Origin of the sequence: Erwinia phyllosphaerae, assembly GCF_019132875.1 — a bacterium.
Lineage (GTDB): Bacteria > Pseudomonadota > Gammaproteobacteria > Enterobacterales > Enterobacteriaceae > Erwinia > Erwinia phyllosphaerae.
The window spans coordinates 150,635-163,733 of record NZ_JAHSPF010000001.1 but is presented as its reverse complement, the minus strand read 5'-3'; the positions used below and the strand labels follow the sequence as shown (position 1 = coordinate 163,733).

13 protein-coding genes are annotated in these 13,099 nt (G+C 52.3%); 12 read left to right on the top strand and 1 reads right to left on the bottom strand.

Translation table 11 applies throughout. The annotated features are described in order from the left end of the window. Positions 1–54: 54 nt before the first annotated feature. Positions 55–795 (top strand): GntR family transcriptional regulator, encoded by a 741-nt coding sequence (locus KUE00_RS00810; protein WP_246757600.1) that lies wholly within the window; start codon positions 55–57, stop codon positions 793–795. A gap of 328 nt (positions 796–1,123) precedes the next feature. Next, positions 1,124–1,816: a DUF421 domain-containing protein gene (locus KUE00_RS00805; RefSeq protein ID WP_246757599.1), complete on the top strand. Its 693-nt coding sequence runs from the start codon at positions 1,124–1,126 to the stop codon at positions 1,814–1,816. Between the two features lie 54 nt (positions 1,817–1,870). On the opposite strand, the gene KUE00_RS00800 is transcribed toward KUE00_RS00805, so the two are convergent. After that, a complete protein-coding gene (locus KUE00_RS00800; protein WP_246757598.1) occupies positions 1,871–2,953 on the bottom strand; it encodes an aldo/keto reductase in 1,083 nt (360 codons plus the stop codon). 338 nt (positions 2,954–3,291) lie between these two features. Here KUE00_RS00800 and KUE00_RS00795 point away from each other — a divergent pair, with 338 nt between their 5' ends. The 10 genes from KUE00_RS00795 to motB all read left to right on the top strand — a co-directional run bounded on the left by KUE00_RS00795 (position 3,292) and on the right by motB (position 13,095). Continuing rightward, a complete protein-coding gene (locus KUE00_RS00795) occupies positions 3,292–4,206 on the top strand; it encodes a manganese catalase family protein (RefSeq protein WP_246757597.1) in 915 nt (304 codons plus the stop codon). Positions 4,207–4,499: 293 nt separating this feature from the next. Continuing rightward, entirely contained in the window at positions 4,500–4,742 is a 243-nt protein-coding gene (gene ycgZ / locus KUE00_RS00790; RefSeq protein ID WP_246757596.1) for a regulatory protein YcgZ, read from the top strand. 136 nt (positions 4,743–4,878) lie between these two features. After that, on the top strand, positions 4,879–5,127 hold the full coding sequence (locus tag KUE00_RS00785; RefSeq protein ID WP_246757595.1) for a hypothetical protein: 249 nt from the start codon (positions 4,879–4,881) through the stop codon (positions 5,125–5,127). Between the two features lie 259 nt (positions 5,128–5,386). Further along, positions 5,387–6,559, top strand: coding sequence for an HD-GYP domain-containing protein (locus KUE00_RS00780; protein WP_246757594.1), 1,173 nt, complete (start codon positions 5,387–5,389; stop codon positions 6,557–6,559). Positions 6,560–6,999: 440 nt separating this feature from the next. Then, entirely contained in the window at positions 7,000–7,758 is a 759-nt protein-coding gene (gene otsB / locus KUE00_RS00775) for a trehalose-phosphatase (protein WP_246757593.1), read from the top strand. 12 nt (positions 7,759–7,770) lie between these two features. Continuing rightward, positions 7,771–9,195 (top strand): alpha,alpha-trehalose-phosphate synthase, encoded by a 1,425-nt coding sequence (gene otsA / locus KUE00_RS00770; protein WP_246757592.1) that lies wholly within the window; start codon positions 7,771–7,773, stop codon positions 9,193–9,195. Between the two features lie 928 nt (positions 9,196–10,123). Further along, positions 10,124–10,477 carry a flagellar transcriptional regulator FlhD gene (gene flhD, locus KUE00_RS00765; RefSeq protein WP_246757591.1) on the top strand — a complete coding sequence of 118 codons (354 nt, stop codon included), beginning with the start codon at positions 10,124–10,126 and terminating at the stop codon, positions 10,475–10,477. Next, complete coding sequence (gene flhC, locus KUE00_RS00760; RefSeq protein WP_246757590.1) at positions 10,477–11,055, top strand: flagellar transcriptional regulator FlhC; 579 nt, start codon at positions 10,477–10,479, stop codon at positions 11,053–11,055. The genes flhD and flhC overlap by 1 nt, the downstream gene beginning before the upstream one ends. A gap of 127 nt (positions 11,056–11,182) precedes the next feature. After that, complete coding sequence (motA, locus tag KUE00_RS00755; protein ID WP_246757589.1) at positions 11,183–12,061, top strand: flagellar motor stator protein MotA; 879 nt, start codon at positions 11,183–11,185, stop codon at positions 12,059–12,061. Continuing rightward, positions 12,058–13,095, top strand: coding sequence for a flagellar motor protein MotB (gene motB, locus KUE00_RS00750; protein ID WP_246757588.1), 1,038 nt, complete (start codon positions 12,058–12,060; stop codon positions 13,093–13,095). Before motA ends, motB begins: the two co-directional genes overlap by 4 nt. Positions 13,096–13,099 lie beyond the last annotated feature (4 nt).

The window sequence follows — 13,099 nt, the reverse complement described above, 5'->3', positions numbered from 1 at the left end:
CTGAAGGCCACGATGGGGAGCAGCGATGCTTATCGTAAGATTAGGGAGAAAAGAATGAAGACTACGCGCAGCCGGGGAGCCGCAGCGGTAAACAAAAAAGAAGCCCTCAGCGGAGAGGGCTCTGATGATGTTTCAGAACGTATTCGCGTTACCCTGGCTACGGCCATCGGCGAGGGAGCGCTAAAACCGGGCAGCAAGATCCTTGAAGAAGCCATTGCCGATCACTTTAGCGTAAGCCGTACCGTGGTACGCGGAGCATTAGGCGTGCTGGAAAGCGATCATCTGCTGGAACGAAAGCGTAATCGCGGGACTTTTGTGGCCGAGCCGGGCATTCAGGAAGCCAAAAGCCTGTTCGAAGCACGTCGTAAGCTGGAAAGTATTCTGCTGGAGTTGCTTACCGAACGCGCCACAAAGGACCAGCTCGACGCGCTGGAAAAACTCACGGACGAGGAGGAACACATTCATCAGCATGGCGATGAGAAATCTAAAACCGTGCTGTCCGGAAAATTTCATATCGTGCTGGCGGAAATGGCCGGTAATTCGGTTCTTACCGAAATGTTGTCTAAAATTGTCGCGCGGTTGTCTCTGGTGATGGCCTTGTATGAAGAGAAGCACAGCAATGACTGCGGTGCCGACCATCATCGGATGATTGTAAAAGCGCTAAAAGCTAAAGACCTGCTGAAGGCTCAGCAACTTATGGAGCACCATCTTACTGATATTGAAGGCCGGGTACATTTGACCGAAGGTCAGGGCGATCGCCATTCCTTTATCTCGGTGTTAGAAAATTTCTCCTGAGATTAACCTGCCGACGACGTCGGCAGCTGCTTAACATTCCACTCTGGAAAATCTATGATGGCGGCATATAGCTCAAGCCTCCTCATTTTAATGGCCGTAACGTCATTAGTGGCAGGCAGGGTGTTTTGTCAAACTGACAGGCTGTATTCAGACTGGCCGGACAGGCATCATTTCCGCTAAAAAAAGGCTAACCGGCGCAGTTACAAAGACTTATCAATGGTTTTTGTCACGAAAAAATGCCATAAGGGTTTGGTTTACGCTTTGCTAAAAGAGTGATGTCTGCTGAGGGATCTTCAGCTTTTTATTTTGCGGATAATGATACCTGCTTATGTTCAACTTCGACTGGCACCGTTTCCTTCTTAACAATCTTTCCATTACCTTTCTGGGCGAAGTCGTGGTACGCGTCGTATTCGCCTACGTTATCGTCTTCACCTTTCTTAAAATTTCCGGCAGGCGCGGCATTCGCCAGCTGTCGCTGTTTGAGCTGGTGATTGTGTTGACGCTGGGTTCAGCGGCTGGCGACGTCACCTTTTACAACGATGTGCCGGTCCTGCCGGTGGCGATGGTATTTGTGGTGCTGCTGGCGCTCTATCGCCTGACCACTTTTCTGACCGCGCGCAGTCCTCGCTTTTCAAAGCTGATCGAAGGCGAGGTGATTACGTTAATTCAGGACGGGCTTTATAAGCTCGACAGCCTCGACGGCCTGAATATCTCCGAAAACGAGTTTTTTATGGAGCTTCGTCAGGAAGGCGTCGAGCATCTGGGGCAGGTTCGGCTGGCGCTGATTGAGCTGGATGGCGATATCAGCGCTTATTATTACAATGCGGACGAGGTGCGGCCGGGGCTTTCGGTACTGCCACCGGAGCACCGGCCTGACTTTACGCAAATGCCGTCAGACGGGTTATATGCCTGCAACCATTGCGGACTGACGCAGCGGTTACAGGCCCGGCAAAAGCTGGTTTGTCCGCGCTGCACGCGCGAGGTCTGGTCACTGGCGATGATGACTCAGCGCTCGCGCTAGCCGCACAACTTTCGCGACGCGAGCGGCGAACCCGCTTTCGGGTTCGCCAGATGGTTATTTCTGCAAGTCTCTGCGCTCATCCAGCGTTTGCTTATATTCGTCCAGAAAGACTTTTTCTGACGGATCCAGCCGGTCCATGCCGCTGGTAAAGCGGTGCCAGTAAGGATAGCGCGGAGCCGGACGCGTTACCTGCTCGATGCGTTTAATCTGCGCTTCGCTCAGCTTCAGTTCCGCTGCGGCCAGGTTATCTTTCAGGTGCGCTTCGCTACGGTTGCCGACAATCAGCGAGGTAATGCCAGGCCGCGTCAACAGCCACGCAAGGCAGACTCGCGCGGTCGAAACGTTATGCTCTTTGCCTACCTCGGTCAGCACGTCGATAACGTTATAGGCGTGTTCCATATCGTGTACGTAGGGTTCCGGCCAGCCGTTGCCCTGGCGCGAAGTCGGCGGCGTTTTGGTGTTGCGCTGGACGGTGCCGGTCAGTAAACCTTCGCCCATCGGCCCCCAGATAAAAGTGCCAATATGCTGATCGAGCGCCATCGGCAGCAGTTCAAACTCCGCCTCGCGCGATTCCGGCGTGTAGTAAATCTGCTGGCTGACCGGCTTAAGGATATGGTTTGCCTGGGCATAGCCCAGCGTTTTCATCATCTGCCAGGCGGTATAGTTAGAGGTGCCGAAGTAGCGAATCTTGCCGCTGGTCACCAGGTCTTCCAGCGCGCGCAGCGTCTCTTCCACCGGCGTGACGCCATCCCAGTTATGGATCTGGTAGAGATCGATATGATCGGTCTTTAAACGTCTGAGGCTGTTTTCGCAGGACTTAATCAGGTGAAAACGCGTTGCGCCGCTGTCGTTGGGATCGTCGCTCATCGGGCTGCGGGCTTTGGTGGCCAGAATAAATCGATCGCGGTAGTCGGCCAGCGCTTCGCCCAGCGTCTCTTCCGCGCCACCCTGCGAGTAAAGGTCGGCGGTATCCACCGTATTGACGCCTTGTTCCAGCGCGATTTCCAGGAAGCGACGCGCCTGTTTGGCATCTACATTACCGGTTTTTTCAAAACCGGCCTTGCCGTTAAAGGTTAACGTACCGAGCGTCAGCTCAGAAATCATCAGGCCCGAATGGCCCAGCTTTCTGTACTTCATTGCTTTCTCCTCATTGTTAAAACCTGAGGGCAAGCATAGACCACGATCGGCCGCTCTCCGCCATTCAGAAACATTTCGTACAAATTGTTATGTGATTCAATAAGTTTTCAAAATATTTCAGCGCGCGGGTAACAGAATAAAATGGCCCTGGCGAGCAGAAAGATAGCGGCCTGCGGCTAGCGGCTCCCTGAATATGCACTACGCTTGATGTGGGTTTTCTAAACCTGAATGTTGCTTTTAGCCTGCGTAAAGTACGTTGCCGCAACAGTTCAGGTTAGAGAATACCGGACAACCTGCCACAGAGCAGAACCGTAAGCCTGTTTATACTGGAGTGAGCTATGTTCAAACACGTAAAACAACTGCAATACACTGTTCGCGTAGCCGAGCCGAATCCAGGCCTGGCCAATCTTCTGCTGGAACAGTTTGGTGGACCACAGGGCGAGCTGGCCGCCGCCTGCCGCTACTTTACCCAGGGTCTGGCCGACGAGGATGCTGGACGTCGCGATATGCTGATGGATATCGCCACCGAGGAGCTGAGCCATCTGGAGATCATCGGCTCGCTGGTGGGCATGCTGAATAAAGGCGCCAAAGGCAAGCTGGCGGAAGGCACGGAAGAAGAGGGCGAGCTGTACCGCTCTATCACCGGTAACGGCAACGACAGCCATCTGACGTCGATTCTGTACGGCGGTGGCCCGGCGCTGACTAACTCTGGCGGCGTGCCGTGGACGGCAGCCTATATTGATACCATCGGTGAACCTACCGCCGACCTGCGCTCCAATATTGCTGCTGAAGCACGCGCAAAAATCCTGTACGAGCGCCTGATTAACGTCACGGACGATCCGGGCGTAAAAGATGCGCTGGGCTTCCTGATGACGCGTGAAGTCGCGCACCAGATCTCCTTTGAAAAAGCGCTTTACTCTATCCGTAATAACTTCCCTGCGGGCAAACTGCCGCCGGTTGAGCAGTACGCTAACGTTTACTACAACATGTCCGAAGGCGGCGATCTGCGCGGCAGCTGGAACTCGGACGAAAACTTCACCTATGTAGCCAACCCGCAGCCTGCGGTAGATGGTGGCGACGGGATGGCGAGTCTGGGACTGCCGGTCGATCAGAAAGCCGATCTGGATAACCTGGCAACGCGTACCGCTTCCGATCCTTCCGTCAACCCGGTAACCGGCACCGACCTTGGTTCAGTAGCGCCAATTGAAAACGAAGCAACAGGCAAATCCGCCGTTAACATTCCTAAAAAATAATCCCCCGGCAGGCGAAACGTCCGTTTTGCCTGCCATTCTCAAAGTTGTACAACTTTTCTTAATTTGTTACCGCCAGCGGCATTTTTGCGCTAATGCGCTAACATCATTAAGGAATAATTGAACACTTTTGAATGAAGTGTGACCATCTACGCCATAAACTGTCGCAAAACAGCATTTTTTGCAAAAAAAACGCCTCGCAGAAATTTAAGATACTGTACATTACTTTGAAAGCTGTACAGGGTCGATTACGTCACCCCTTAGGGCACTTTTTCACCTGCTTAAGAGGATCCATTATGCGTCAGGACAGTTTTAACTCACAAACAGCGGAGATGAGCCTGTATTTTAGCGCTGATGCTGTGCCTTCTCATCAGGAAACGCTGGGCCAGGTAGTGATGGAGATTCTGAAATGTGGCATGACGGTAAACCGCCAGTCCATCTGTGCAAAGCTGTTAAGCCGTCTGGCAGACAGTCAGCAGGCCGATCTTGAAAAGCATCATCACGAACTTATCGCTATGCTGTTTGGTCGTGAAATCTGAGTATTTAGTCACCTTTTGTTATGCCCGCTGTTCGTCCGGCCTGTCTTTTCTTTCCGCGTCGGTTAAGGCATTCTTGCCCTGGCCGCTGCGGAAAAACGATCCACACGGCATGTAACATCAAGCCAGAGAAGCCTCTATGGACAATCACCATTCCGAGAAACTAAGAGAAATCATGCTGGGAGAGGCGACCCTCGCCATTCTTGAACAGCAGCGTCCCCTTAATCCCGCTTCCCTTATTCAGGAACTCCGCCTGCTGGCGGCAAAAGATCCTGATGAAGCGCGTCGTAAAGCCTGCCTTGCCGCTATCCGGGAAATTCGTACCGCGCAAATGGCTGAAGGCGACAGAATGACGCGCCGCGCCGACGACGATAACGTCTTCCATTAGTTTTTTTCTTTTTGCGTTATCCGCGTTTGTAACTCCTTCATGCAAATATAAAAGAGGCATCTCCGGCCTCGTTAAGGTTGTTATTCCTCTCCCAAAAGCTGAAAAGTGGCTTACCCTTTTAGGCAGGACGGCCCGTTTCAGCCAGAATGTAAATAATCCGTAAAAAGAAAAATTACTGACCGCAATAGCTGAAGGTTTTTTCACCGGCGCCGATACTTGTGCTGAATGGAGGAAAAGGCAGGAGGTCAGGAGAGGCGGAATGATAATAAGAATTCAGACCAACGAATTACGTATTGGCATGTATGTGCACAAGCTGGAAGTGTTCTGGCTGAAGCATCCCCTTGTGCGCAACCATATGTTGCTGGCTACACAGCAGCAGATAGAGGTTATCGCGGAAAGCGGCATCAAAGAAGTCTGGATCGATCTGACGAAAGGCCGCGGGCCGGACCAGCAGGACGCGATTTACGAGCAGCAAATTTTACCGCAGGTGTCGGGCATCCATGAAGAAATCGCCCAGGCACAGGCTATTTGCCTGCACGCAAAGGGCCAGGTGATGAGCATGTTCAGCGATGCCAGGCTGGGCCGCACCATTGATACCGGCAGTACGCTGCCGCTGGTGGATGAGATAGGCGATTCGCTCAACCGGCATCCCGCCGCGCTGCTAAGCGTGGTCAGGCTGAAAACGCACGATGACTATACCTATCTTCACTCCGTGGCGGTCTGCGCGCTGATGGTCTCGCTCGCCCGTCAGCTTAATCTTGATGATGAACAGACGCGTCTGGCCGGTACGGCCGGGCTGCTGCACGACGTGGGCAAAGCCGGGATTTCGCTGGAGATCCTCAACAAACCCGGCAAGCTTACGAACGAAGAGTTCGACATTATGAAACAGCATCCGGTGATGGGTGAAGACCTGCTGCGTCGCAGCGGCGGCGAAGATGCCGTGCTGGACGTTGCGCTGCATCACCATGAGAAAATCAACGGCAGCGGCTATCCACACGGCCTGAAAGGGCAGGATATTTCGCAGCTGGCGCGCATGGCAGCCATTTGCGACGTTTATGACGCCGTAACCTCAAACCGGCCCTATAAAGCGGGCTGGAACCCGGCCAGCGCCATGCACCAGATGGCAAGCTGGGAAGGGCATTTCGATCGCAAAATCTTTTATGCTTTTGTGAAAGCCGTGGGCATCTATCCGCTGGGTTCAATTGTCCGTCTCGCTTCCAAGCGCGTCGCGGTAGTGGTTGAGCCGGGTGCCAGCTCGTTGCTGCTACCCAAGGTATGCGTCTTCTATTCGCTTTCGGCTAACCAGATGCTGCGCCCGGAAGTGATCGACCTGGCTGACCGCTACTGCTGGGACAGTATTATCGGACCGGAAGAGGCGGACACCTGGAGCCACTACAACCTGACCGCGCTGTGGATGTCGCCCGTTATCTGACGCCTGGCGGATCTCTCCGCCTTTAACATTTCAACTCTATATTTCCTGTTTTTTCCAAAATTTTCACAATTTCGTATTACTCCTGGCGCTTTTTGCCCACTTATTTGCCACGCTACAGGCGCAATGAACGGCTCCGCGCCGCCATGACGTCTGGCAGAGCCGTTATCAGCGTCTATACTGAATGCTGACAATTGTTACGTATGTGGCAATGAGGTGAGATTGACTGCACGTGGCGTGCAGAAAAAATGCAGAAGGAATCAGCAGCGACAACCCTCTCTAACGCATCCTCTTTCTCACTCCGGCCTGGTGCCGCATCCGCTAAAAATTTTTTTCCTCGTGCGTTGTGGGCATTGCAGACAGGTCGTCTGCTCCCGCCAGCGTCAGTCAGCCAGAGGCCGATTGACGTATCGCCGTGGCACACATAATCAGGAGGAAGAGTTGTGAACACGCTGGAATCACTACCGCCACTGTCACCAGATGGCCGTTACGCTTTTTTCTTTGATGTAGACGGGACGCTGGCTGCCATTCAGTCACGCCCGGAAGAAGTTTTTATTCCCGACAGCGTTAAAGCTTCGCTTTCGCGACTGGCTAAACAGAGCGATGGCGCACTGGCGCTGGTTTCTGGCCGTCCGGTCAGCGAACTGGACGCGCTGGTCGCGCCGCTGCGTTTTCCTCTTGCTGGCGTACATGGTGCAGAACGCCGTGACGCCAGCGGCCATATCGAACGCCTCTCCCTGCCGGACGACGTTGCCGCTTCGCTCTCTTCTTTATTAAGCGATGCCGTAGCGAAAATGCCGGACACGCAGCTGGAAACCAAAGGTATGGCTTTTGCGCTGCACTATCGCCGCGCGCCGCACTATCAGCAGGATATCCTGGCGCTGGCAGAAGAGATGACCCAACGTTTCCCGCAGCTCACGCTACAGCCGGGCAAATGCGTGGTGGAGCTGAAACCGCAAGGCGTCAATAAAGGGGCAGCTATCTCTGCTTTTATGCAGCAGGCCCCGTTCGCTGGCAGAACGCCGGTATTTTTAGGTGACGATTTGACCGACGAAGCAGGTTTTGACGCGGTCAATGCCCTGGACGGCATAACAATCAAGATCGGTGAAGGCAGCACGTCAGCAGGCTACCGTCTGCCGGATGTCGCCAGCGTTTATCACTGGCTTGAAAAAACATTATTAGAAGAGACGATAAGTCATTAAGGAGTCAAGGTTATGAGTCGCTTAGTAGTCGTATCTAACCGCATCGCTGTACCAGACGGTTCTAAAGCCAGCGCAGGCGGCCTGACCGTCGGCATCGTAGACGCGCTAAAAACGACCGGAGGCATGTGGTTTGGCTGGAATGGCGAGATCAATGACACCGAAAAAGACGAGCTGGATCTGTTTGAGAAAGACAATATCACCTACGCCTCTTTCGGTATGAACCAGAACGATTATGACCTCTACTATCTGCAGTTCTCTAATGCAGTAGTCTGGCCAGCCTTCCATTACCGCCTCGATTTAGTGAATTTCCAGCGTGATGCCTGGGAAGGTTACTGCAACGTAAATACCAAGCTGGCGGAACGCCTGCTGCCGTTAATCGAGCCGGACGATATTTTGTGGATCCACGATTACCACCTGCTGCCGTTTGCCGCCGCGCTGCGCAAGCTGGGCGTAAAAAATCGTATCGGTTTCTTCCTGCATATCCCTTTCCCGACGCCGGAAATCTTCAACGCACTGCCGCCGCATAACGAACTGCTGGAAATGATGTGCGATTACGATCTGCTCGGCTTCCAGACGGAAAGTGACCGTACGGCTTTCCTGGAGTGCTTATCGCTGTTGACCCAGGTACAAAGCAGCGGCAAAACCCATGTCGCCTTTGGCAACCAGTTTGCCACCGAGGTTTATCCGATCGGTATCGAGCCAGACAGCATCAAAGAGATGGCCGAAGGGCCACTGCCGCCGAAAATGGCCGCGATGAAGCGCGATCTGGGCGATGCGAAGAACATTATCGCCTGTGAGCGTCTGGACTATTCAAAAGGCCTGCCGGAGCGTTTCCTTGCTTATGAAGCGCTGCTGGAGAACTATCCGCAGCATCACGGTAAGATCCGCTATTCGCAGATTGCGCCAACCTCAAGGGGTGACGTGCAGGCTTATCAGGATATCCGTCACCAGCTGGAGACGGAAGCAGGGCGTATTAACGGCAAATACGGCACGCTGGGCTGGACACCGCTCTATTACCTGAACCAGCACTTCGACCGCCGCCTGCTGATGAAAATCTTCCGCCTGACCGATATCGGTCTGGTGACGCCGCTGCGTGACGGGATGAACCTGGTCGCGAAAGAGTACGTTGCCGCACAGAATCCGGAAGACCCGGGCGTGCTGGTGCTGTCGCGCTTTGCAGGCGCTGCCAACGAGCTGACCTCCGCGCTGATTGTTAACCCTTACGACCGGGACGAAGTGGCCGCCGCGCTTAACCAGGCGCTGACCATGCCGCTGAACGAGCGTATTTCGCGCTACAACGACATGATGGCGGTGCTACGCAAAAACGATATCACCCACTGGCGTCAGTCTTATCTGAAAGATTTAAAGGCATTGCCGGTACGCAATGAGGCACAGGGAGGGGCGAATAAAGTCGCCACCTTTCCCCGCCTAGCATAAGTCATGCCAGTAAATTCAGGGGCGATCGCAGATCGCCCCTTTTTTTTGCCCGTTGAAGAAAAAGCTGTGTACTAATTACCCACAAAAGGGCCAAAAAAAAGGAAAAACAGAAAAATTAAGACTTTTGTCTAAAGAAATCAGCGATGATGCCGATACTAAGGTAGCAAGGTTAAAATTTCTGCTCAAACATTCACATTCCTTATGTAATCATTAGTTACATCTCCTGGCATGCGCCAAACACAAGCCCCACGCGGCTTACACTAGCCAAACACTTCTTGCTATAAACCTGCATATGGTCACATTCAGACATTCCTTCCCGCCGCAGATAGTCACCTTTGGTGATTACGTTTTACACGCCATTAACATGGCTTTTTTGGTTTTTAACGCCATTTAATTGTCTTTAAGCGATATAAATAGCTAACAAGATGCAAAAACACACTATGTAGTTATTCAATCGACCTAAAAGAAACCATTTTCGTTGGTAAATGATCCCGTAACGTTAAAATTTAACAAAAAGGGCCGAAAGTGCTTAGTTAGTGAACTAATCAACAGCATTTCTGAAGGATATTTTAGTTAAAATACCCCCAAAAGTGTGATCTACGTCACACTTTATCTAAAATTTATGGTGGCCTCCGTTGTATCCGGAAATTAGAGCATATAAAGTTGCCTTGTTTTCGGAATAGTCCTAATCAAGGGCAAGATTGAGCAGGGAATGCGTCAGGAAAAAGGACGAAAACAAGGGAGCTGTAGCTGGCAAAATGAGTTAATGACTACTTTCTTCAGCGTGTTTTTTTAGGACCGACTGAAGCTTCGCGAACGTTTGGCTTCTGCCACTTAATTTTTTGCCATAAGAAGATTTACCAGCAGCAACAAAGGTAGCGGCGCAATCCGCCAACGTTTAAGTCGTGTCAGTCGGGATGGAAAAAAAATGGGTACATCAGAATTACTAAAACATATTTACGATATCAACTTGTCCTACTTGTTGCTTGCTCAACGCCTTATTAATCAGGAAAAAGCCTCCGCTATGTTTCGTCTGGGCATCGACGAGCCAATGGCCGATGCGCTTGCTCAGCTGACGTTGCCAGAAATGGTAAAACTGGCCGAGACTAATCAGCTGGTTTGTCAGTTCCGTTTTACTGACCATGCCACGATTAATCGCTTAACTCAGGAATCTCGCGTGGACGATTTGCAGCAAATCCACACCGGCATTCTGTTGTCCAGCCGTTTATTACGTAATGCTTCTGCAAAAAATGACGACATGCCGAAAAAGAGGGCAAGTTAATGAGCGAAAAAAGTATTGTTCAGGAAGCACGTGATATTCAGCTGGCTATTGAATTAATTACGCTGGGCGCTCGCCTGCAAATGTTAGAAAGCGAAACGCAGCTGAGCCGCGGCCGCTTAATTAAATTATATAAAGAACTGCGTGGCAGCCCACCGCCAAAAGGCATGCTGCCTTTTTCTACCGACTGGTTTATGACATGGGAACAGAATATTCATTCTTCTATGTTCTGTAACGCATGGCAGTTCTTACTCAAAAGCGGTTTGAGCAGCGGCGTAGATGCGGTAATTAAAGCTTACCGTCTCTACCTGGAGCAATGCCCGCAACAGGACGAAGGCCCGCTGTTGGCGCTGACCCGCGCCTGGACCTTAGTCCGGTTTGTTGAGAGCGGAATGCTGGAGCTTTCCGACTGTAAATGCTGCGGCGGTAGCTTTATTAACCACGCGCACCAGCCTGTTGGCAGCTTTGTCTGCAGCCTGTGCCAGCCGCCATCACGTGCGGTAAAAAGACGTAAACTTATCGCAGATCCTGCCGATAATATTTCACAACTGCTGGATGAACAGGTAAAACTTGCCGTTTAATGTTCACCACGTGGAGTGAATCCAGCAGCGGTTAATACCGCTGCTTTTTTTTTGCCCGCGTGTTGCAACAACCTGCCTTATTCCGGTTCATCTTCAACCCACACGTCGCCAGACGTAAGGATTTATTGTGTTAGTTATATTGGGGTATATCCTGGTTCTCGGTTCAGTGTTGGGCGGCTACGCAATGGTCGGCGGCCATCTTGGCGCGCTTTACCAACCTTCTGAACTGTTAATTATCGGCGGCGCAGGCATTGGTGCGTTTATTGTGGGAAATAGCGGCAAAGCAATTAAAGCCACGCTGAAAGCGATGCCGCTGTTAATGAAAGGCTCAAAATATAATAAAGCGATTTATATGGATCTGATGGCGTTACTTTATCGCCTGATGGCCAAATCGCGCCAGCAGGGCATGCTCTCGCTGGAAGGGGATATTGAAAGTCCGAAGGAAAGTGAAATTTTTGCTAATTACCCGCGCATCCTTGCCGATAAAAGATTGGTGGACTTTATCACTGATTATTTACGACTGATGGTGAGCGGCAATATGAACGCGTTTGAAATCGAAGCCCTGATGGATGAAGAGATTGAAACCTACGAGCACGAGTGCGGCGTGCCGGCAACGGCCATCGGTGCTGTAGGCGACTCTTTACCCGCTTTCGGTATCGTTGCGGCGGTCATGGGCGTGGTACACACGCTGGCTTCTGCCGACCGCCCGCCAGCCGAACTGGGTGAGCTGATTGCCCATGCGATGGTGGGAACCTTCCTGGGTATCCTGCTGGCATATGGCTTTATTTCACCGCTGGCTGGCGTTCTGCATCAGAAATGTGCCGAAGTCACCAAGATGATGCAGTGCATCAAAGTGACGCTGCTTTCCAGCCTGAACGGCTATGCGCCGCAGATCGCCGTCGAGTTTGGCCGTAAAACGCTTTACTCCACCGAGCGTCCGTCGTTTACCGAACTGGAAGAGCATGTCCGCAACGCTAAAGCGCCAGCGAAAGGACAGGATGCATGAAACACGACAGTCACCCCATTGTAGTCGTCAAAAAGAAAAAGCAGCACGGTCACGGGGGCAGCCATGGCTCATGGAAGATTGCCTACGCCGACTTTATGACCGCGATGATGGCTTTTTTTATGGTGATGTGGCTGATTGCGATTGCCAAGCCTCAGGAACTGGCCGGCATTGCCGATTACTTTAAAACGCCGCTGCGTGTAGCGATTACCGGCGGCACCAAAAGCAGTGAAAGCACCAGCGTGATCCCTGGCGGCGGAATGGATCCGTCACAGAAGAAAGGCGAAGTGCACAAGATCCCTGATATCGATGCGGAAAAACGCAAGCTGGATGAAATCCGCTTAAACCGCCTGCGCGAAAAGCTGGATCAGCTGATTGAAGCCGATCCGCGACTGAAGGCGCTGCGTCCGCATCTGATTATCAACATGGTAGAAGAAGGTTTGCGCATTCAGATTATCGATAGTCAGAACCGGCCGATGTTCAAAACCGGTAGCGCAGATGTTGAACCTTATATGCGTGACATTTTACGCGCCATTGCGCCGATTCTGAACGATATCCCGAACAGGATCAGTTTGTCAGGCCATACGGATGATATTCAGTACGCCAACGGCCAGCGCGGCTACAGCAACTGGGAACTGTCGGCGGACCGCGCCAACGCTTCCCGCCGGGAGCTGGTTGTCGGCGGCCTGGACAGCAGCAAGATGCTGCGCGTGGTCGGCATGGCGGACACCATGAAGTTAAAAAACCGCGGCGGCGACGATGCTGTTAACCGTCGAATCAGCCTGCTGGTGTTGAACCATGATACCGAAGCGCAGATTGAGAAAGAGAACTCTGAAAGCGACGCGGTACAGGTCAACGATAACGACGTAGCAAGTTTACCGAAAATAGTGGCGCCGTCCGTACCGGGCGACGCGGCGAAAAAACCAGACCCTCAACCCTCACAGGCTGAGCCGGTAGGTGGACAGGCAGCACCAACTTTAACACCAGCATCGCCTGCGCCAGCGGCCCAGACCGATCGCAACTCACAGCAGAGGTGATACC

What these genes read in the sequence shown, in the direction of transcription:
- KUE00_RS00810 (WP_246757600.1), top strand. Translation starts at nt 55, where the DNA reads ATGAAGACTACGCGCAGCCGGGGAGCCGCAGCGGTAAACAAAAAAGAA.
- KUE00_RS00805 (WP_246757599.1), top strand. Translation starts at nt 1,124, where the DNA reads ATGTTCAACTTCGACTGGCACCGTTTCCTTCTTAACAATCTTTCCATT.
- KUE00_RS00800 (WP_246757598.1), bottom strand. Translation starts at nt 2,953, where the DNA reads ATGAAGTACAGAAAGCTGGGCCATTCGGGCCTGATGATTTCTGAGCTG.
- KUE00_RS00795 (WP_246757597.1), top strand. Translation starts at nt 3,292, where the DNA reads ATGTTCAAACACGTAAAACAACTGCAATACACTGTTCGCGTAGCCGAG.
- ycgZ (WP_246757596.1), top strand. Translation starts at nt 4,500, where the DNA reads ATGCGTCAGGACAGTTTTAACTCACAAACAGCGGAGATGAGCCTGTAT.
- KUE00_RS00785 (WP_246757595.1), top strand. Translation starts at nt 4,879, where the DNA reads ATGGACAATCACCATTCCGAGAAACTAAGAGAAATCATGCTGGGAGAG.
- KUE00_RS00780 (WP_246757594.1), top strand. Translation starts at nt 5,387, where the DNA reads ATGATAATAAGAATTCAGACCAACGAATTACGTATTGGCATGTATGTG.
- otsA (WP_246757592.1), top strand. Translation starts at nt 7,771, where the DNA reads ATGAGTCGCTTAGTAGTCGTATCTAACCGCATCGCTGTACCAGACGGT.
- flhD (WP_246757591.1), top strand. Translation starts at nt 10,124, where the DNA reads ATGGGTACATCAGAATTACTAAAACATATTTACGATATCAACTTGTCC.
- flhC (WP_246757590.1), top strand. Translation starts at nt 10,477, where the DNA reads ATGAGCGAAAAAAGTATTGTTCAGGAAGCACGTGATATTCAGCTGGCT.
- motB (WP_246757588.1), top strand. Translation starts at nt 12,058, where the DNA reads ATGAAACACGACAGTCACCCCATTGTAGTCGTCAAAAAGAAAAAGCAG.